General features: G+C 41.6%; 18 protein-coding genes, 3 tRNA genes and 1 pseudogene. 15 read left to right on the top strand and 7 right to left on the bottom strand.

Translation table 11 applies throughout. The features are described 5' to 3' along the window. Positions 1 to 240: 240 nt before the first annotated feature. The 4 genes from F6J99_RS24745 to F6J99_RS24730 all read left to right on the top strand — a co-directional run bounded on the left by F6J99_RS24745 (position 241) and on the right by F6J99_RS24730 (position 2,096). Positions 241 to 306, top strand: a tRNA-OTHER gene (locus tag F6J99_RS24745). Between the two features lie 152 nt (positions 307 to 458). Continuing rightward, positions 459 to 530, top strand: a tRNA-Met gene (locus tag F6J99_RS24740). A 389-nt stretch (positions 531 to 919) separates the two neighbouring features. After that, positions 920 to 990: transfer RNA gene (locus F6J99_RS24735), tRNA-OTHER, on the top strand. Between the two features lie 263 nt (positions 991 to 1,253). After that, positions 1,254 to 2,096: a hypothetical protein gene (locus tag F6J99_RS24730; RefSeq protein WP_365974091.1), complete on the top strand. Its 843-nt coding sequence runs from the start codon at positions 1,254 to 1,256 to the stop codon at positions 2,094 to 2,096. A gap of 487 nt (positions 2,097 to 2,583) precedes the next feature. Here F6J99_RS24730 and F6J99_RS24725 read toward each other — a convergent pair whose 3' ends face one another. Then, on the bottom strand, positions 2,584 to 2,829 hold the full coding sequence (locus tag F6J99_RS24725) for a hypothetical protein (RefSeq protein WP_293116237.1): 246 nt from the start codon (positions 2,827 to 2,829) through the stop codon (positions 2,584 to 2,586). 39 nt (positions 2,830 to 2,868) lie between these two features. Between F6J99_RS24725 and F6J99_RS24720 the strand changes: the two genes are divergently transcribed. From F6J99_RS24720 to F6J99_RS24710, 3 genes are all read left to right on the top strand, one after another. Beyond that, a complete protein-coding gene (locus F6J99_RS24720; RefSeq protein WP_293116235.1) occupies positions 2,869 to 3,033 on the top strand; it encodes a hypothetical protein in 165 nt (54 codons plus the stop codon). A gap of 126 nt (positions 3,034 to 3,159) precedes the next feature. Continuing rightward, positions 3,160 to 4,032: a nucleotidyltransferase gene (locus F6J99_RS24715; RefSeq protein WP_293116233.1), complete on the top strand. Its 873-nt coding sequence runs from the start codon at positions 3,160 to 3,162 to the stop codon at positions 4,030 to 4,032. Between the two features lie 2 nt (positions 4,033 to 4,034). After that, positions 4,035 to 4,940 carry an S-4TM family putative pore-forming effector gene (locus F6J99_RS24710; protein ID WP_293116231.1) on the top strand — a complete coding sequence of 302 codons (906 nt, stop codon included), beginning with the start codon at positions 4,035 to 4,037 and terminating at the stop codon, positions 4,938 to 4,940. Positions 4,941 to 5,133: 193 nt separating this feature from the next. Here F6J99_RS24710 and F6J99_RS24705 read toward each other — a convergent pair whose 3' ends face one another. Beyond that, positions 5,134 to 5,328, bottom strand: coding sequence for an RRXRR domain-containing protein (locus tag F6J99_RS24705; protein WP_293116239.1), 195 nt, complete (start codon positions 5,326 to 5,328; stop codon positions 5,134 to 5,136). Between the two features lie 189 nt (positions 5,329 to 5,517). Here F6J99_RS24705 and F6J99_RS24700 point away from each other — a divergent pair, with 189 nt between their 5' ends. The 3 genes from F6J99_RS24700 (at position 5,518) to F6J99_RS24690 (ending at position 7,323) form a co-directional block, all read left to right on the top strand. Continuing rightward, positions 5,518 to 6,366, top strand: coding sequence for a hypothetical protein (locus tag F6J99_RS24700; RefSeq protein WP_070393158.1), 849 nt, complete (start codon positions 5,518 to 5,520; stop codon positions 6,364 to 6,366). A gap of 4 nt (positions 6,367 to 6,370) precedes the next feature. Continuing rightward, complete coding sequence (locus tag F6J99_RS24695; protein WP_293116229.1) at positions 6,371 to 7,003, top strand: ThiF family adenylyltransferase; 633 nt, start codon at positions 6,371 to 6,373, stop codon at positions 7,001 to 7,003. Between the two features lie 95 nt (positions 7,004 to 7,098). Beyond that, the gene (locus F6J99_RS24690) at positions 7,099 to 7,323 is read left to right on the top strand and encodes a hypothetical protein (RefSeq protein WP_293116227.1); all 225 of its coding nucleotides are present in this window, start codon (positions 7,099 to 7,101) and stop codon (positions 7,321 to 7,323) included. A gap of 38 nt (positions 7,324 to 7,361) precedes the next feature. Here the strand turns inward: F6J99_RS24690 and F6J99_RS24685 are convergent, their stop codons facing one another. The 3 genes from F6J99_RS24685 to F6J99_RS24675 all read right to left on the bottom strand — a co-directional run bounded on the left by F6J99_RS24685 (position 7,362) and on the right by F6J99_RS24675 (position 11,310). After that, positions 7,362 to 8,921, bottom strand: a complete 1,560-nt coding sequence (locus F6J99_RS24685; protein ID WP_293116225.1) for a B12-binding domain-containing radical SAM protein — start codon at positions 8,919 to 8,921, stop codon at positions 7,362 to 7,364. 437 nt (positions 8,922 to 9,358) lie between these two features. Then, the gene (locus tag F6J99_RS24680; RefSeq protein WP_293116223.1) at positions 9,359 to 10,192 is read right to left on the bottom strand and encodes a hypothetical protein; all 834 of its coding nucleotides are present in this window, start codon (positions 10,190 to 10,192) and stop codon (positions 9,359 to 9,361) included. A gap of 317 nt (positions 10,193 to 10,509) precedes the next feature. Beyond that, positions 10,510 to 11,310, bottom strand: a complete 801-nt coding sequence (locus F6J99_RS24675; protein ID WP_293116221.1) for a hypothetical protein — start codon at positions 11,308 to 11,310, stop codon at positions 10,510 to 10,512. A gap of 673 nt (positions 11,311 to 11,983) precedes the next feature. Here F6J99_RS24675 and F6J99_RS24670 point away from each other — a divergent pair. The 5 genes and pseudogenes from F6J99_RS24670 to F6J99_RS24650 form a co-directional block, all read left to right on the top strand. Further along, positions 11,984 to 13,477: an FHA domain-containing protein gene (locus F6J99_RS24670; protein WP_293116220.1), complete on the top strand. Its 1,494-nt coding sequence runs from the start codon at positions 11,984 to 11,986 to the stop codon at positions 13,475 to 13,477. Positions 13,478 to 13,693: 216 nt separating this feature from the next. Further along, positions 13,694 to 14,509 carry an SDR family oxidoreductase gene (locus F6J99_RS24665; RefSeq protein WP_293116218.1) on the top strand — a complete coding sequence of 272 codons (816 nt, stop codon included), beginning with the start codon at positions 13,694 to 13,696 and terminating at the stop codon, positions 14,507 to 14,509. A 461-nt stretch (positions 14,510 to 14,970) separates the two neighbouring features. Beyond that, on the top strand, positions 14,971 to 15,420 hold the full coding sequence (locus F6J99_RS24660) for a hypothetical protein (protein ID WP_293116216.1): 450 nt from the start codon (positions 14,971 to 14,973) through the stop codon (positions 15,418 to 15,420). Next, positions 15,417 to 15,893: a helix-turn-helix transcriptional regulator gene (locus F6J99_RS24655; RefSeq protein WP_293116214.1), complete on the top strand. Its 477-nt coding sequence runs from the start codon at positions 15,417 to 15,419 to the stop codon at positions 15,891 to 15,893. The genes F6J99_RS24660 and F6J99_RS24655 overlap by 4 nt, the downstream gene beginning before the upstream one ends. 371 nt (positions 15,894 to 16,264) lie before the next feature. Continuing rightward, positions 16,265 to 16,570 (top strand): annotated as a pseudogene (locus F6J99_RS24650) (IS4 family transposase); the annotation flags it as partial. Positions 16,571 to 16,693: 123 nt separating this feature from the next. On the opposite strand, the gene F6J99_RS24645 reads toward F6J99_RS24650, so the two are convergent. Both F6J99_RS24645 and F6J99_RS24640 read right to left on the bottom strand, forming a co-directional pair. Beyond that, a complete protein-coding gene (locus F6J99_RS24645; RefSeq protein WP_293116212.1) occupies positions 16,694 to 17,011 on the bottom strand; it encodes an ISAs1 family transposase in 318 nt (105 codons plus the stop codon). A gap of 444 nt (positions 17,012 to 17,455) precedes the next feature. Next, positions 17,456 to 17,782: a transposase family protein gene (locus F6J99_RS24640; protein ID WP_293116210.1), complete on the bottom strand. Its 327-nt coding sequence runs from the start codon at positions 17,780 to 17,782 to the stop codon at positions 17,456 to 17,458. Positions 17,783 to 18,877 lie beyond the last annotated feature (1,095 nt).

Genomic DNA, 18,877 nt, shown 5'->3' with positions numbered 1-18,877 from the left:
TGTTCAAATCCCGTGTGTGAAACAACGGCTTTCTGAACTTGCGCGAAGCGATGCAGCGCGGTCTTGGGGGTTTCCCCCATGAGCGACTGCATCAAGACATTGATTCAATCTTATATAAATAACTACAAAATTATGCTAAAAACTCATAAAATTACCGGTTAAAATGCGGTCATAATTTGCTATAAATTTGTTGTTAACTTGCACAGGAGCAAGTGTTCCAATTTTCCCCCCGCGCCCTAACCGCTGAAGCTTACATACTACCGACTACGAATCGGAAGGTTATAGGTTCGAATCCTATCAGTGGCGCTATTGGCCGCTGTAGCTCAAATGGATAGAGCATCATGTTTTCAAAAGCTTTACTAACTTGCGCGGGAACCCCAATTATAGTGGTTTTAACTGCTATAAACAAGCAATTTTAAAATTAACTGAGTCACTTTCGCGCCCTGACCCGGAAAGCTTTCATACTAGCCAAACGGTAAGGCACTTGACTCATCATCGAGAATATGCGGGTTCAAATCCCGTGTGTGAAACAACAGCTTTCTGAACTTGCGCGATTGATTCAACCTTCTAGGAATAATTTACAAATCATGCTACAGAGTGATAAAAGTACTGGTTAAAGGACGATTGTAAGTTGCTATAAATCTTTCGTTAACTTGCACAAGAGCAATTGTTTTAAATTTACCCCCGCGCCCTAACTGCTGAAGCTTACATACTACCGATCTACTAATCGGAAGGTTATAGGTTCGAATCCTATCAGCGGCGCTATTTGCCGCTGTAGCTCAAATGGATAGAGCATCATTTTATTAAAAGCTTTACTGACTTGCGCGGGGACCATAATTCTAGTGGAAATCAGCTGCCATAACTAAACAATTTAAAAATTCACTGAGTCACTTTCGCGCCCTGACCCGGAAAGCTTTAGTACATACTAGCCAAATGGTAAGGCACTTGATTCTGTTCAAGTATATACGGGTTCAAATCCCGTGTGTGAAACAACGGCTTTCTGAACTTGCGCGAAGCGATGCAGCGCGGTCTTGGGGGTTTCCCCCATGAGCGACTGCATCAAGACAAGGTAATTCAAAACACTGCTAATAAATCGTGGCTTAGTTGATGTATTTTAGGTAAATTTTTAATCAACCTTGGCCTTTAGGCCACGCTACGCGAACAACTAAACAACCCAATAACCTAATAACTAAACAACCAAGTAAATTATAGATTTATCCAGAAATTACATAGGACCATAGGAGGTGAATCCTATGAAAACTGAAGAGCGTGACCTGCGTTTAGAATTACTAAACAGTTTATTAACTACACCCCATCGTAAGCTGGAGCAAGTGACAGAATTGCACCAACTGATGGTAGAAATTGACCCAATTTTTTACGGTCACTTAGCGGTTTGGTACGAAAATCATGGGGATGTCCGTGACCACAAAGAAGTGTTTCTAGGTCATTTGTTGACTAGCAATTTGACCGAACACCGAGATGCTGGCTTTGTGATGCTGCAAAAATTCCCACCCTACCAGGTGGCACGAGTAGTGGATTTCATGAAGCAGCAGCGCAATAAGGTGCCTCGTTCGGCTCGGACAGCAGTGCGGCGCTACCTTAAAACACGGGAAAAGACTCCAGCCTTGTTTGACCGAGCGGCATTGCGGGGTCGAAAGGCGATGAAGCATCTCTATGCTAGTTTACATATTAAGCCTAGCCCTAGAGCAGATGCAGTCTTATTTAAGGATCATCCTCCAGAAGGTTCCTTAGCTTGGATACTGAAGCAGTTAGCGAAAACGGAAACTGCTGCTGAACAGGCGCAATTGATTGTTGAACATAAGATTCCCTATACCATCGCCATTGGTGCTGTGCGCTCTGTCACTCCTACGGTGTTGGTAGCCCTAATTAATTCCATGACACCCCAAGAGGTAATTAATAATCTCAAATCCCTCCAAGGGCGGGGTGCGATGGAACACCCACAGGTCAAGGAGTTGATTGAGGCAAAGCTAGAACAGGCACAGACAAGCGATCGCGTTTCTGCGTTCAAGGCACAAGTTGCTGCTGAAGCTGCTCAGTTAGATACTCAAACTCTTGGTGACATACTCCCACACTGAATCGAAGATTACAGTGTGGGCTTCTTACCAACTCCAGCCATCGCTTCGGATACTCGGTAAGCTTTATTAACGACACGGGATGCCCCTCCGCACCGGAACAATACAATAAGTTCTATTTTTTAGGCACGTAGGTGGCTGACAAACCAGCATTTTCGGCTTTGTTTACCAGTACTTATATTATAGCAATTCCATCCATACCCTGTGCAAAATTCATCCCACACCTAATGCGTAATGAATTTTGTCGGACAGCTAACGTAGCGGGCGTGAAGCGAGGAAGGCGCAAAGAACCCGGAATGTGGGCTTAGAAGTAGCCATCATTTAAAGAGTGTGTAGTAACTCACCGGCGGAGTTCCTTCTAAGTGACGAACGCTTTGGCTCTGGCGACTTGCACATTATAGCGCTACGCGCAAGGCAATAGGCAATAGGCAACCTGTAAGTCGTTTGAATTTTTTAGAGGATAGTTTTGTGGCTTTCCAATATTTCATGCTTAAATTTGGTTGTCTAAATTAAAAAATAAATCTTTTATTATATCACAAAAAACTTTTGAAATAGCTCTAATGAATCCGATGCTCGTCAGCGCTTTGGCACGGTTACAGCAGTTTTCATTTGAGTAGACCCCAAACGGTGATAAGCTATAATAGTATAGCAATCCTAAATCATTTGTAAAATCATAAAAATCTGGAATCGTTGCTGGGCAAGGGTTATAGCGTTCGGTTTGGGCAATATATTTCACGAATCATTTAGGACTGCTATAGTATAAATAAAAAGATTGATGCCTGCTGCTTATTCGATTGACCTACGACAACGGATCATCAATGCCTATGAAGCCAAAGAATGTTCACAAATAAAACTAGCAAAACGCTTTCAAGTTAGCTTGTTTTTCGTTAAAAGATTAATTCGTCGTTATCAAGATACAGCAGAAGTAAAACCACTATAGCAACCCTAAATGATTTGTGACAAGTGAGCGGCTTGAAACTCAGGTATAACAAGGATCACGTTTCGTAAACTTACCACAACCTATTTAGGATTGCTATACTATTGTACTAAATGAGTAGAGGTAATAGTGCCAAGAACAATTGATGAAGGATTTAGAAATTTTCTTTCAAAATTAACTCCATCACTTAATGAATCTCAAGCAGCAAAAAATCATAGATCCTCAATTGAAGATTGTCTAAAAGCAAACTTTCGATTGTGTCGATTTTTTCGTACAGGTTCATTTGGCAATGGGACAAGCATTTCTGGATATAGCGATGTAGATTACTTTGCATATATTTCTGATGGCAAACTAAATTCTAATTCTTCAAGGGCTTTGACTCAACTAAAAGAAGTACTAAATAGAAGATTTCCCAGAACAAATGTTCATGTAGACTGTCCTGCTGTTGTATGTCCTTTTGGCAGTGATGCAAAAGAATCTACAGAAATAACATCAGCAATATATAGCGGAAAAAATAGCACTTATCCAACCTATAAAATTCCTGATTGTCTTGGCGGTGGCGGATGGATGCTTTCCAGTCCAGAAACTCACAATGCTTATGTGCGAGAAGTAGATCAACAATTTAATGGTAAACTCAAGTCTCTGATTCGTTTCATCAAAGCTTGGAAATACTATCAAAACGTACCAATTTCTTCTTTCTATTTGGAATTACGTATAGCCAAGTATGCTCAAGGAGAAAAGACTATCGTTTATGACATAGATGTAAAACGAGTTTTTTCACACTTGTACAGCGTTGAATTAGCAAACATGCAAGATCCAATGGGAATTTCTGGGTATATTAGCCCCTGCTCGACAGAAGCTAAGTTCAATGATGCCTTATCTAAACTGTCTACTGCCCTAAAGCGCTCTCAAAATGCACTTGAAGCAAAAAATAAAGGTGATATAAAAAAAGCATTTTATTGGTGGAATTTAGTCTACGACAACAGGTTTACGAACTCTTAAAAATGAATCAAATACCCCAAGAGCAATCGGAAATAAAGCAGTTAGAACGTCTAGCTGCACAGCGACAATTTTACTCAGATGCTAAAAAAATCCAAGGGATTCAGATGGTTTTAGCTGTTCCATTTGCCCTTATTTTTTCTATCTTGGTAGCGGTCGTTCCTAACTTTCAAGTTTATGCTGCTTTTTGGGGTATTGCTATTACTATAATCAGTATTATATGGTTTGAACCTTGGCAGAAGTCTCTCCAAGAAAAAGCAGCTAAAATACAGCAATTATTTGATTGTGATGTGCTGGAAATCAATGGTAATCATCTTAATTGTGAAAGCCGAACGGAACCAGAATCTATTATAGAAGCATCTTCAAGACATAAGCTTATAGACCCCGACTTTTCCAAACTCAAGAATTGGTATCCAGTAAGTGTTGGTCAATTATCAATAGAGTTAGCTCGTATAATTTGTCAGCGTTCTAATTGCTGGTGGGATGCCCAACTTCGTCGCCGCTATGCCCGCTTGATAGGAATCGGAGTTGCTGTATTAACAATAGTTTTATTTTTAATAAGCTTGATTGGTGGGTTAACCTTGGAAAAATGTTTGTTAGCAGTAGTATTACCTCTATTACCTGTTTTGAAACTAGGAATAACACAGTACCTTAATAATATTGAAGCTGCATCTAGATTAGATCGTTTAAAAGAATGTGCTGAAGAACTCTGGGAACAAACTATTAACCAAAGATTAACACCACAAGAACTCACTCAAAAGTCTTGGTACTTACAAACCAAAATTTACGATAATCGCCGTCAGAATCCATTAATTTTCGACTGGATATACAATCGTCTTAGAAGGAAGAATGAGGAGCAGATGAATAGGGTTGCTAAAGATTTAATTGATGAAGTTATGATAAATCCCTAATTTTTTAATCGGATGTGGTAGTATTTTACCTGCTGGATGTTTTCCAATTACCAAGAAGGTTTTTTATACATGGAAGACAAGGTAAAGTGTCAAACTATAGCAATCATAAATAGGTTGTGGTAATGTTACGAAACGTGATCCTTGTTATACCTGGATTTCAAGCCTCTCACTTGTCACAAATCATTTAGGGTTGCTATAAGGCAAATCCAGTCACCTTGCTGCCAGGATCAATCTTGATTTGGCAGGGTGAGATGGTGGGATTATTAACCGCAGTTTTCAAGATGATCGTGAACGGGTAAATTCTGAAAACCGCAGCCTTACCTTTATCTAGTAACCGGCGAGCTTTTTTTGCTGAGATAGGATTCAATGGTTGTTTATTTGTGTCAATAACAAATACATACGGAGTTCCTTTTAAGTGACGAACGCTTTCGCTCTGGCGACTTGCACATTATAGCGCTACGCGCAAGGCAAGAGGCAAAAGGCAAAAGGCAAAAGTTGATTAAAACTGCTTTTGCTGCTTGTATCAATGTTCTAACTTTAATGGGTAGTGCTTTATTTATAACCATCGAGCAGGATCATGGCAAATATCCTCGACCTCATCAATCAAATTGCTGCAAAGGAAGCGCAACTGAGTGACAATCAATTCCTCGCTCCCTGTGTACGTGGGGGACGGGTAAGAACTCGTGTTGCTGGAATGATTTATACATTTTCCCCTAAACCTCGTAACTTTGAAGGATGGGGTATTTTTCAGCCAGTCAACGAGAAAGTGGCAACTGTGGTGGAAGAGCCAGATGTGTTTCAACTTGAGGAGTATTGGCAACTGCTCCAACCGTTGCGTTTACGACTAGCTTATCAATTGTCGGGAAAGACCTGGCTAGGGTATCCAGTCAATGAATCGGATGCTCGTCAGCGTTTTGGCACGGTTAAACCTATCCCTGTGCATCTGGTGGAGGGGGGGGTAGCTTTTGAACAAGTGGTGGCTCGTGGGGATGGTAAGGCTTGGTGGTTTCAGCAGCTTGACCGTAAGGGAGATCCGTTACTAGCAGAACAACTTAGAGAGCAGTTAAAGCAAATAACACCACCTGAAGAACTGGATGTAAAGGGGCTGACACCAGAAATGAGAATAGTTTATGACTTGGTAACACAACAGACTAAAGATTTTAAAGGTAAAGCTCTGCATCAACGGGATCACAGAAGGCTGGAACAAGCTTTGGAAATGGGTGGGGGAGCACTGCAACAGTTCCATGACCGGGGAGAATTTTGGCAGGTGCAGTGGAGAACTGCTAACGGTGAACACCACACATCAGCGATATCTAAACAGGATCTGACTGTAATCAGTTCCGGGATTTGTCTAAGTGGACGCGATCGCGATTTTGATTTACAGTCCTTGGTTGGGGTGATTGAGGCACGAGATAATTGGGATTAGGATGATGTCAATTTTTTTCCACGAACAACTCTACCGTAGCTCCCAAGTCATGGCTGAGTTACGTGACTACCCCGTGACCGTGTGTGGTGCGGGAGCACTTGGAGCCAATATTACTGAAAATTTGGCTCGTTCAGGGTTTGGAAAGCTCAAGGTTATTGATTGCGATCGCATTGAAGAGCGCAATCTTTCTACCCAACCCTACTACCGCTCTGATATTGGTGCCCATAAAGCCAAAATCCTTGCCAATTCTCTCTACCAAGCGGTTGGGGTAAAATTGGAGGCTAAGGTCAAGGAATTAACTACAGCTAATAGCAAACAATTACTGAAGAATTCTACTTTAGTCATTGACACCTTTGATAACAGTGTCGCTCGTCAAGCCGTAAAAGATTACTGTGATAATTCCCAAATCCCTTGTCTTCATGTTGGGTTAGCAGAAGACTACAGTGAGATAATTTGGAATGAAAATTATCGAGTTCCTTCCCCAGTTAATGATGATGTTTGTGATTATCCATTAGCTCGGAATTTAGTGCTGATGACTACAGCAGTTGCTACTGAAGTCATCATTGAATTTATTAGCACAACCAAAAAACTGGACTTCACCTTTACCTTGAGAGATTTAACTATCAAGGCCATATAGGGTTTGTATTTGATTGGTGAACATAATCGTGCTAAGGAAAGGCAAGAGGCAAGAGGCAAGAGGCAAGAGGCAAGAGTTAATCAGGCGTTGCATAAATGCGGGATGATTTTAATAGTTTGGTGGAATGGGCATCTTGGTGGAACTGGCATCTTGGTGGAACTGGCATCTTGGTGGAACTGGCATCTTGCCAGTTTCAATATATTTTCGGGCGGGCAGGATGCCCACCCCACTCATATTCATCCGAAGACTCAGCAATGCCGAGGGTTTTAGCGCTGCATTGCTATTCCCTTTTGCCTTTTGCCTCTTGCCTCTTGCCTTAAAAGGATAAGTAATATCCCTAAAATGTTGCTGATAATTGCTATATCTCTATTAATTTTTTATCCATCAACTTAGGATTAGTATCAACTAACTGTCTTCCAATTTCATCCCGGACAATTTGACGATATTCAAGAAAGTGTTCGTTGTGAGCGCATAGAGTAAGGTAATGTTCCCACACAGCTGGATTGTGCCTGAAAATACCAAATAAATGATGCCAGAATTTCCAGCGAGTACTGCGCTTAAACCCTTGACGCCAAATTACAGTCGCCAGAGCTTTCAAATCTACCAAATCTGGGATTTTGAATGGGGCTTTGCATTTAGGGGGGCCAAGCTTTAAAAAACATTTATAGGCTCGGTCTATATAGCGTTCAGGTTCGTATAGCGTCCAGAATGCTTCGATGTATTCTTTACCAATCTCCTCAATGGGACGAGTAGGAACAAAGTTCATGAGGGTAGTTTGATTGATATCTTTTTTAGTGTTATCTCGCAAACGTCCTTCTTTTTCTAAGCGATTCCACAGAGCAGTATTGGGTAACGCTTGTAACATACCAAACATGGCTGTAGGGATAGCAGCCTGTTCAACAAAACTAATAATACGGGAACCAGCTCCTTGTTTCTCTCCATCAAAACCAATAATAAACCCTGCCATTGGTCGTAATCCCGCACGAATTATTTTATCTACATCATCCGTTAGAGAGCTACGAGTATTTTGGAATTTTTTGGTTAGTTTAAGGCTTTCTTCGTCCGGTGTCTCAATTCCTAAAAAGACAGCATCAAAGTTAGACTCTACCATCAAGTCCATCAATTCTGAATCCGCAGCTAGGTCTACCGATGCTTCCGTATTAAATCGGAAGGGATAGTGATGGTCTTTTTGCCATACTTTTAGCTCTTTCAGAAGTAGCTTAACGTTACGCTTATTCCCAATAAAGTTGTCATCCACCATAAAGATACCACGCCGCCAGCCTAATTCATAGAGATAATCCAATTCCTTGAGAAGCTGGGCTGGTTCCTTTGTTCTCGGTTTGCGGCCATAGAGAATAATTATGTCGCAGAACTCGCACTGAAAAGGACATCCCCGGGAAAACTGGACTGACATTGAATCATAGGCATCAAGCTCTAACAAATCATAGCGGGGAATCGGGGTTTGAGTGACATCGGGTTTCTCTGTAGTGCGAAAGGTTCCACTAGTTTCCCCTCGCTGTAAAGCCTCTACAAACATCGGTAGGGTGATTTCTCCTTCATCTAGGATTAGAAAATCCACCCCTGCATTCTTTCCTTCTTCGGGTAAAGAGGTAGGATAAGGTCCCCCAAATGCCACTAATTTACCACGTCGTTTCGCTTCTTTAATTTGGTTTAGGGCATCGGTTTTTTGGACAATCATCGCTGAGATTATCACCAGATCTGCCCATTCAAATTCTGCTTCGGTTACGTCTCGGATATTGCGGTCAACAAGTTTAAATTCCCAGTCTTGAGGTAATAATGCAGCAACAGTAATTAGACCTAAGGGTGGCAATAAAACTTTGCGATTAACTAATTCAAGGATTTTGTCATAAGACCAAAAGGTTTTCGGAAATAGCGGATACAGTAATAAAACTCGCATTTAGAGAAATCCTCACACACATGGCCATAGAGCCTATAGCGATCTTACATCTTAATTAAGTAAGCTATCAGCTATCAGCTATCAGCTATCAGTCATTAGCTATCAGCTATCAGTCATCAGCTATCAGTTATCAGCTATCAGCTATCAGTCTATGCGCTACGCGCACGCTGCGCGAACAGCGAACAGCGATTAGCGCTACGGGCACGCGTGCGCGTTCAGCTTATGGGTTAGGTCACAGGCTAGAAGCCTGTGCCACGCTACTTGATCGGTGTTTTTGAATAAAATGACCATGATAGCTGAGCACTGACTGCTGACCGCTGACCGCTGACCTAGGGTTTTAATTACGGCTGCAATTATTCACTACACCCCACACCCAGTAACAAGGTCGGTCCCGACACCCTTAGGAGCTAAAAAGGCTGCTTGTTACCCCCTGAGGCTTAATCAGCTACTCTAGTAAGCCTGTCAAGAATTTGCATGATTGACAAATCCCGCAAGAAATCCTCTTTACTCTCGGTTTCAGAGCGGTTCGAGTCATCGCGGTTCCGGTCATCGCGGTTGATGTATGTGAGAATGCGATCGCATTCTGTGGTGCCAACTATACTACAAGCCTGGCTCAGTAAACTATCCACTGAAGTAGGTCTACCCTTAGGAGTATACCAATTTGACCCCCAGTTAATCCTATTACCGTTGGGATAGTATAAATTTGAACCCCAATTAAATCTTTCACCGTTGGGATAGTACCAATTTGAACCCCAATTAAATCTCTCACCGTTGGTATAGTATAAATTTGAACCCCAATTAAATCTCTCACCGTTGGGATAGTACCAATTTGAACCCCAATTAAATCTCTCACCGTTGGGATAATACCAATTTGAACCCCATTTGGCTGTTTTTCCATTTTGCCAGTATAAGGTAGACCTCTGACCTTGCCTAGGACGTTTGCAGGTAACCTGTTTTAAACCTTCAATCATACCCACAAAGCTTTTTGCGTCTTCTGTCATGCTGGCTAGTTTTGCCATGGCGGTCAGGTCGAAGCAATCTTCAGAAGAATTTAGTGGTGACTCAATACTTGATGAAGGTAAGTTACTATTTCCACAGTATTTATCTTCTAGGGTAGCTAGATTATCCCTATCTAAGTTTTCGCGAATCGCCAAGCGACGCACAGCACGAATCTCCCGACATTGATTAGATTCAGCAGATACGTTATTAGTTCCTAAGCCAATAGTGCATAAGGTTAAGAGTGATAATAACACTCGAATCGGATATTTCATGGAGATGAATCTTCCTGAACACATCAATAGTCTGAACAGCCAAGATTATCAAAGACCCTGACTTCTCACTGGCTAGTAGAGACGTTGGATGATATCAAAAGTTTCACCATTGAAATAATTTTGGTCGCGATTCAATCCTAAGGATTGAGCTGTCAGCTATTAGCTATCAAAAGTTATGTTTAGCTACTTATAGCAGTTGTCAATAAATCTAGTATAGGGTTTTAATTAGGGCTGTAATTATTCAGTAAACCCTACACCCAGTGGCTAGGCACTCAAACCCTTAGGAGCTTAAAAGGCTGCTTGTTACCCCCTGAGGCTTAATCAGCTACTCTAGTCAGCCTGTCAAGAATTTGCATGATTGACAAATCCCGTAAAAAATAGTCTCTGCTGGTAATTTCAGAGCGGTTCGAGTCATAGCTGTTTTGGTCATAGCGGTTCCGGTCAGAGCGGTTGATGTGTGTGAGAATGCGATCGCATTCTGTGGTGCCAACTATACTACAACCCTGGCTCAGTAAACTATCCACTGAAGTAGTCCTACCCTTAGGGGTATACCAACGTGACCCCAATTGGGCAGTCTGACCGTTAGGATACTTCCACGAACCTGATGACCCGAATTTGGCAGTCTTTCCGTTGGGATACTTCAATTGTGACCCGACTTTAGCAGTCGTTCCGTTAGTATACTTCCATTTTGACCCGAATTTGGCAGTCGTTCCGTTGGGATACTTCCATTTTGACCCTGATTTGGCAGTTTCCCCATTTGGCCACTCTAACGAAGACCTCTGACCTTGGCTAGGACCATTGCAGATAACTTGCTGTAAACTTTCAATCGTACCCAAAAAGCTTGTTCCCTCTTCTGTCATGCTCGCTAGTTTTGCCATGACAGTCAGGTCGAAGCAATCTTGAGAAGAATTTCGTGGTGACTGAATACTTGATGAACGTCGGTTACTCTGTCCACAGTACTTATATTCTAGGGTAGCAAGATTATCGCTATCTAAATTTTCGCTAATCGCCAAGCGACGCACAGCACGAATCTGGCCACATCGATTCGATTGAGCAGATACGTTATCGGTCCCTAAGCCAATAGTACATAGGGTCAGGAGTGATAATAACACTGGCACCGGATATTTCATAGAGATGAATCTTCCTGAACACATCAATAGTCTGAACAGCTAGGATGATCAAATGCCCTAGCTTCTGGCCAGGGCAAACGCATCTAAATTATAGAAGCCTTACTCATAAAAGATTTCAAAATTAATAAACAAACATACTTATCGCCTGAATTTCATATCCAGTAGGCATTTCAAAATAAGATGCGAATACCGCTGCTTCTGGCTGACTACTACAGACGTTAGATGATATCAAAAGTTTCAGGGGCGAAATAATCTTGATCGCGATGCCAAGCTAAACATGGAGCTGTCAGAAAATGCTGTTGCATAAAAAATTCCCAAAAGCCTGAGAAGTATATAGCTATGTATTCAAGAGGCGCGTTCCCTGAACTTTTGCGAGAGGTCAAGGGTACTAAGTATGATGCTGATATCAAGTGTTAATTCAAATGTTAGGTGCGCTCTTACCATTAAGAATTAAATTCGCTTGATTGTCGCACCTGAAGTTAGCACACATCATCCTCTGATAGTTCATTACCAGGACTTATGCCAAATTGGGTAACAAACGCAAACGCACTTACCTAGTATGGTGTGTTATCAACCCACCCTAGCGGCAGAGTTTATGGGTAAGTCCTGAGTAATTGACACAATTGACCGATTATTGCGGTAATCTGGAGTGACACGAAACATGCTGAAAACTATAGTTATCAACTCTAAAACCAACGAGTTACAGGAAAAAACCCTGAAACCGGGAACTCAGATTCAAGGTCAGTATCTGATTGGTCGTCACCCGAGTTGTGACCTAGTTCTGGATAGTCCTGTAGTGAGTCGTGTACATGCCAGAATCCTATGCCAAGGGGGACAGTATTACTTTGCTGACCTCGGTAGCACCGATGGCTCTCGGATCAATAATGAGGAGATGGATGTTAACCAGAACTGGCTCCTGAGAGAAGAGGATATTATCCGCATCGGTGACTTTGTGCTGCTGGTCAAAAAACTACAGCAGTATGATTCTAACCAGCAACAAAACCTAGTGGTAGATGGCAATAGCACTGGGATGAAGCAGTGGACTAAAGGTGAGATTACTGTCCGCTGTGTGCAGATCATTGATCAGACCCATGATGTCAAGACCTTTCGCTTTGCCGCAGACCCGCCAATGTTGTTCAGCTACAAGCCAGGTCAGTTTGTCACTCTGGATTTGGAGATTGATGGCAAACCAGTCAAGCGTTCCTACTCTATCTCTTCGGCACCCTCACGTCCTTATACTTTGGAAATTACCGTCAAGCGAGTGCCAGCACCAGCCGATACTCCTGATGTTCCAGCGGGTTTGGTGTCTAACTGGTTGCACGACAACATCAAAGTTGGGTCCGAGGTGAGATTAAATGGCCCAATGGGGAAATTTACCTGTGCTGACCATTCTGCTAATAAACTGTTGTTCATCTCAGCAGGTAGCGGGATTACTCCGATGATGTCCATGTCTGAGTGGCTTTGTGACATTGGCGCTGATGTGGATGTGTTCTTTATCCACAGCGCTCGTAGCCCAAAAGATATCATCTTCCGTCAGAAATTAGAGTTGATGGCGGCTTTGCACCCCAACTTTAAGGCTGCTATTACCACCACTCGTCCAGAACTAGACCAAGCTTGGTGGGGTTATACCGGAAGACTTAATCAAGCCATGGTGCAACAGATGGCTCCTGATTTTCGCGATCGCATTGTTTATGTCTGTGGTCCGAATCCCTTTATGGCACGGGTGAAAGCCATGCTAGCCGGTCTAGACTTCCCGATGGAGAACTACTATGAAGAGAGTTTTGGTGGCAAAAAGTTGTCAAAAAAGACAGCAACAGCAACAACTGCTGAAGCAGTCACAGGGGAAGGTCGTCCTAAACTGCAATTAGTCAAATCACCGTCAACCTGTTCAGAACCAACTGTAGTCTTTGCTAAGTCTGGGAAAGAAGTCACCTGTGATGCAGAGGATGTGATCCTAGATGTGGCTGAACAAGAAGGGGTGGCATTACCGAGCGGTTGCCGCATGGGAGCCTGTGGTGCTTGTAAGCAAAAGCTTCTCAAAGGGAAAGTAGAGTATGACGAGGAACCTGATGCTCTCAAAGAGGATGAACGGAACGAAGGCATGATTTTGACTTGTGTGGCTCATCCTGTAGGACAAGTGGTAGTTAGCGCGTGAGCTATAGCAGTACCTTATACATTATCTGTCTTTAGCAACAGTCATCTTTTCCCTTGTTGTCACATAACGTGAATAATTCTTGATTGGCGCACGTTGCATGTAGTTTGGCGTAACTTGCTAGTGAAATTTACCGCTTCCTTAGTATAAGATCAAACTGAATCGACATTCAAAGGTGAATTGTCGTAGTCAAATAACAAAACTTAGTTTGAATCCAAAATGAGTAAGACAATTTTAATTACAGGAGCAAGCAGCGGTATTGGAAAAGCAACTGCAAAATTGTTCCAGGAAAAGGGTTGGAACGTGGTTGCAACCATGAGAACTCCAGAAAAGGAAACAGAACTAACTACCCTTGAGAATGTGTTGGTGACAAGACTAGATGTTTTAGACCAAGATTCAATTACAAAAGCCATTCAGCTAGGTATTGAAAAATTCGGCAAAATAGATGTTTTGGTAAACAATGCCGGTTATGCTGTTTATGGTCTTTTAGAAGCAACCCCCAGGGAAAAGATAACAAGACAATTTGATGTTAATGTTATTGGTCTATTGGATGTAACCAAAGCAATCCTACCCCATTTCAGACAAAATAAAGATGGTATTTTAATTAATATTTCATCGATTGGTGGCAAAATGACCTTTCCATTATTTTCATTATATAACGGGACTAAATTTGCTGTTGAGGGGATTTCCGAAGGTCTGAGTTTTGAACTGAAAGCAATCAATTGTAAAGTTAAAATTATTGAACCAGGGATTATCAAAACGGATTTTGCTGGTCGCTCTATTGATATGAGCAACGATGAAAATTTAACTGAGTATCAAGAATTAATTGGTAAGCTGTTCAATTCGATGGAATCTTTACTTGAGAATGCCTCCGAGTCTAGCGTTGTTGCTAACGTGATTTATGAAGCAGCAACAGATGGCACTGATAAATTGCGATATACTGCTGGCGAAGATGCCAGGATGATGGTGGCTAATCGAAAAGAATTGGATGATAAGACGTTTATCCAAGGTATTAAAGAGCAATTTGGCATCTAGTTCAAATAGAGCGTTTCTCCTGAAGGGGCGAGGAAATAGCCTGGAATGCTTGGTATGTAAAGCTAGTATAATTTTGGGCGTTGCTGCTTCAAGGAATGGTATAATAGAAAGAAAACCATTCCTTGGATAAGCAACGCCCCAGAGGTAACCAAAGTCCCTTCAGCCATAAAAAAATAAAGCACAGTCTATACAAGGGTTTAGAGTGCAGTGCTTTCAGCCAGTATTAGGTATATTGCTCATCTGCGGGAAAACCAGACCAGTTCCCCTGTGAGCTACTCCCTACTACCCTTTTAGCAGTTCGCGCTTATTGCTCAAATTCAGCAGCAGTTAGGGAACAATCTCCCCATAGCCACCTTGTTCCAAAGCCAAAGGATTGAAGAGTTAGCAACTATTCTCCGCCAGTCGAAAAATTATTCTATCATCTCTGATTAAAAGATGTCGAATCTTGGCTTTGCGTTAAAATGACAATACCCGGTTTTGATGAAAAAGGAAACTTACCACCTGGCATATATTGGACTACATGGCTAGAATTTCAAGAGCGTTTTGGTACTAACGTAACGCGGTTACGCCAGATAGAAGGACTCAAAAAAGCAATGGAGCAATTAAAGGCAGCGGGATGTAGAACCATTTATATCAATGGCAGTTTTGTCACAAGTAAGCCCAGACCAAATGATTATGATGCATGTTGGGATACAGAAGATGTGGATGTAAATTATCTCCTTACTCATGCACCCAGATTACTCAATCCTATCGACCGCGATGCACAAAAAGCTATCTATAAAGGTGAGATTTTTCCTTCAGAGCAGCCAGTGGGCATTTACGAGATGAACTCCCTAGAATTCTTTCAAAAGGATAGGGATAAAAACGCCAAAGGAATTATTGCTATAGATTTATTGAGGTGGGAAGCATGATTAAAAATCAAAGACAGTATGACTACAGCCAAGAATTAGTTCGTCAATTTGAATCTGACTTATCTGTTTATGACGCTCAAGATGAAGATATAAAAAAAAATGATTGTTGGTGGAAGATTAAGCGCGATTCATTACAAAGTCATCTTAATGCTTTAAAAGCCGAAGTTGCTGAATACGAAACCCTCATCAACCATGACGTTCGTACTCCAATTGTTCTGAAGCTTGATGATATTAACAATTTACCACAACTTATTATCAAAGCTCGACTAGCTGCTAATATAAGCCAAAAACAACTGGCGGATATCGCTGGTTTAACCGAGGAAAAAATCATAGAATATGAAGATAAAGACTACCAAACAGCGAGCCTTCTAGAGTTTTTGTTTGTCCTTGATGCCCTGGATATTAAGCTCCAAAAAGGTGAGTTTTTAGTTCCTATAGATACTCTCAGAATAACCCCAATCACCGCAGGATAATTGATGGGTAATACGTCTAGTGAAACCTCTCAATCAATTGGGTGCATTCTGACAGGGAACGAGGCATGGGAGTCTTATGTAGTCAGCGATACAGCAGAAAGAGATAAAAAAAGATAGGTCAAAAGTAGTCCCCCTAACCTATCTCAACAAAATGATAGCGTGCGCTATACCAAAAAATTATCCTTGCTGAAGCTGCGTAACGAGCGCGTATCTATTTCTAAACTTGATGGTAATTAGTTTACAATTGCTCAAACAAGTGAAGTTAGATGTCTTAGCCGAATCCCTCAGGGGGTGACAAGCTAATTGAAAATCTTACAGGGGTTAGGTTTTAGGGGTTAGGTGAAGCGTGAAGATTGCCCTTGCGGGGTGGAGTCAAGCTGGGTCATTGGCTGGCACAACAAGGATTAGACTTTTGTTTACGGCTTAAAAAGAGTACCTTTGTCGAGGCCGAATCCGATCTATTAGTGGAGTTAAAAAACTTAGGATTAGCTCCTGGTATGAGTCTATTTCTAAAGGACGTTAGAGTGACCAAAACCAACGGATTTGGGTCGTTTAACGTAGCTGGGAAATGGCAGGGAAACTACCGAGGAATTGAGTCAAGTGAAGGCTGGTTTATTTTGACAAACTTGATCAGATTAGAAATGGCTATCCAAGCTTACAAAAAAAGATTTTGTATAGCGGTGCGACCCCGGTCGGGTTCCCTCATAAGGGTAGGTTTTTAACAAAGACCTCAGGTGTGGGGTGTGGGGTGTGGGGTGTGGGGTGTGGGGGCTGGGGGCAGGGCTGTTTCATTCCCAAAATTATTGCAAAAGTGCCAAAAGTGTGGGGATGTTGTTGCTAATTAATCTTTGAGCAATAGTCATAGATGAAAAACCGTTACTACGTAGGAGATTAATGACAATGCTACGAATAATGGACATATTGGCAGGAGCGTGGGCTCCTGTGATCGATGAACGGTCTTCTTGAAAAACCACATCCTTTGACCAATGCAAGCGATTTTCAATTCCCCAATGTCCACGAATGCCTTGTGCGAAAATCTCAGCATCAGCGACCAAACTACTGATGTAGTAAGCAACCATTACATATGGTTGTCTACCTCGCTGCCGAAGTTCTTTCAACCTTAATCAGGGTTTTTAAGCCAGTCCATTGGTTAGTGATACCAGTCAAATCATCAAACACACTGACACGTATTTTGGTGAGGCGACCATGTTTTTTCTGCGGTTATGAGTTGTCAGGGGCCCTGCCGATTGTGTATTGACTTGAATCTGTTGATAGAGCTTGGGCTGATTATTTTTTACTGCAATGGCATAATGATTCCCACTGTTGATAATTAACTCGCAGGTTTTTTTTGGCAGTGTAGAGAATCCAAGCTCAACACTGCTTGTTCTAAGTGAAGTGTTTTAATCAAAGCTTGAACTGTACTGATTTCACTGCCATGTTTGTTCTCGAACTGATTTTGAGTTAATACTAAACCCTGATCATGAGTGAACACCGAGACCACGCAAAGAAAATTCTGATATTTCGTGTTGCTATTTCTCACTGTGCCTCTAATACTTTTGCCATCAATGCGTGAGCCTTTGTTTAGGACTGATTTGGATATACTCTGATGCCCAACTTTGAAAGACCTTGGCAAAGTTATCAAAATCTATACCCATCATGACACGACGTATGGTGGAGTAAGATGGCACACGCCCTTTTGGTATTTTTAAGGCTTCGATTAAATCTTCTCGGTGACGTTGTGCGAAATCTCCCAGGGCACGGTAACCCAAGTATCCACTCATGGTTCCCATGATCACTATTAGTAGTACCACCCACAATGGATGTCGTCTTCCGTCAGTTGTACGAAAATCCCTGACTTGACCGAGTCTTTCAATCAAAGAAGAGCTCATTGTTTTAATTATCTTACCACATTCTCTTAGTATATGGGCTTTCTGAGGGAATGAAACAGCCCTGGGGCTGGGGGGGCGACATAAATGGCTAGGAAGCTGACAGGATAAGCGACCTAGCCATTCATGTCGCCCCCCCAGTAGCTTTACATACCAAGCATTTCAGCCTGTTTGCTCCCTCCTTCAGGTAATTTTTAGTTGAATTAAAATTAACAAATATTACAAACCCTTATTAAGCACCTAAACAAAATTAATTACATATTCTTCCCCAAAATTGTCAAGCACTTTTTTGAGATATTTAAGAAAGCTTTTCCAGTTTTCGTAAGCCTCAATTTCAATCCACTCATACTTAATAAATTTCCAGAAAATTTCAATTAATTTGTGCTTGGGTGAGTAAGTATGTAACCAAAATATATCTAAATTATTACCTTGCCATTCTTATAATTTTTCTAGAATTTTATTGCTTGTGTGTATTGAAGCTTGGTCCATGACTACTACAGTTAATTTAGATAATTTTAGTAAAAAATTATCTAAAAAAAAAATAATCCCGATTTCACTATCAATTGAACCCTGATGGATTTCGTAATCTAATTGATTTTAACATCCCATTAATTCGAGAACATTAATTCTTTTGCTTTGGGAACTATTACTAGTTATTCTTTTTAACTTTTCTTGCCATCCATAAGGAATATCTGGCTTCAAATAGAATCCACTTTAATCTAAATATCTTAATTCAATTTCTCCTTTTTGAGCTTGCTCTTTTAGCTCTTTTAGTCTGGGTATTTTTACGTCTAGTTCCCATTCATCAGCGGTGCGACCCCGGCGAGGGAACCTCGCCTAGGGAATGCGCACCAAGAGAGGGGTTTTACTCGTTCCTCTCTTCATTCTTTTCCATTTCATGTTCAACTTTTTTATGGTTCTTTTTATAGTTTCCTTACTTACATCTATTTCCCACTCTTTATTGATTTTAATTTTATAGCAATTCTACGACTTGTGAGGTACAAATTTCTGGTTTTTAGGGAGCAGGGAGCAGGGAGCAGGGAGCAGGGAAGAGGTAAGAAGTAAGAGGGAAGAGGGAAGAGGGAAGAGGGAAGAGGT

The sequence above is a fragment of the Moorena sp. SIO4G3 genome (assembly GCF_010692305.1).
GTDB lineage: Bacteria > Cyanobacteriota > Cyanobacteriia > Cyanobacteriales > Coleofasciculaceae > Moorena > Moorena producens_A.
Note: the sequence above shows the minus strand (reverse complement) of the source record. Positions and strands in the feature narration are given on the sequence as shown.

What these genes read in the sequence shown, in the direction of transcription:
- F6J99_RS24695 (WP_293116229.1), top strand. Translation starts at nt 6,371, where the DNA reads ATGTCAATTTTTTTCCACGAACAACTCTACCGTAGCTCCCAAGTCATG.
- F6J99_RS24670 (WP_293116220.1), top strand. Translation starts at nt 11,984, where the DNA reads ATGCTGAAAACTATAGTTATCAACTCTAAAACCAACGAGTTACAGGAA.
- F6J99_RS24685 (WP_293116225.1), bottom strand. Translation starts at nt 8,921, where the DNA reads ATGCGAGTTTTATTACTGTATCCGCTATTTCCGAAAACCTTTTGGTCT.
- F6J99_RS24660 (WP_293116216.1), top strand. Translation starts at nt 14,971, where the DNA reads ATGACAATACCCGGTTTTGATGAAAAAGGAAACTTACCACCTGGCATA.
- F6J99_RS24710 (WP_293116231.1), top strand. Translation starts at nt 4,035, where the DNA reads ATGAATCAAATACCCCAAGAGCAATCGGAAATAAAGCAGTTAGAACGT.
- F6J99_RS24690 (WP_293116227.1), top strand. Translation starts at nt 7,099, where the DNA reads ATGCGGGATGATTTTAATAGTTTGGTGGAATGGGCATCTTGGTGGAAC.
- F6J99_RS24640 (WP_293116210.1), bottom strand. Translation starts at nt 17,782, where the DNA reads ATGAGCTCTTCTTTGATTGAAAGACTCGGTCAAGTCAGGGATTTTCGT.
- F6J99_RS24720 (WP_293116235.1), top strand. Translation starts at nt 2,869, where the DNA reads ATGCCTGCTGCTTATTCGATTGACCTACGACAACGGATCATCAATGCC.
- F6J99_RS24730 (WP_365974091.1), top strand. Translation starts at nt 1,254, where the DNA reads ATGAAAACTGAAGAGCGTGACCTGCGTTTAGAATTACTAAACAGTTTA.
- F6J99_RS24655 (WP_293116214.1), top strand. Translation starts at nt 15,417, where the DNA reads ATGATTAAAAATCAAAGACAGTATGACTACAGCCAAGAATTAGTTCGT.
- F6J99_RS24680 (WP_293116223.1), bottom strand. Translation starts at nt 10,192, where the DNA reads ATGAAATATCCGATTCGAGTGTTATTATCACTCTTAACCTTATGCACT.
- F6J99_RS24700 (WP_070393158.1), top strand. Translation starts at nt 5,518, where the DNA reads ATGGCAAATATCCTCGACCTCATCAATCAAATTGCTGCAAAGGAAGCG.
- F6J99_RS24665 (WP_293116218.1), top strand. Translation starts at nt 13,694, where the DNA reads ATGAGTAAGACAATTTTAATTACAGGAGCAAGCAGCGGTATTGGAAAA.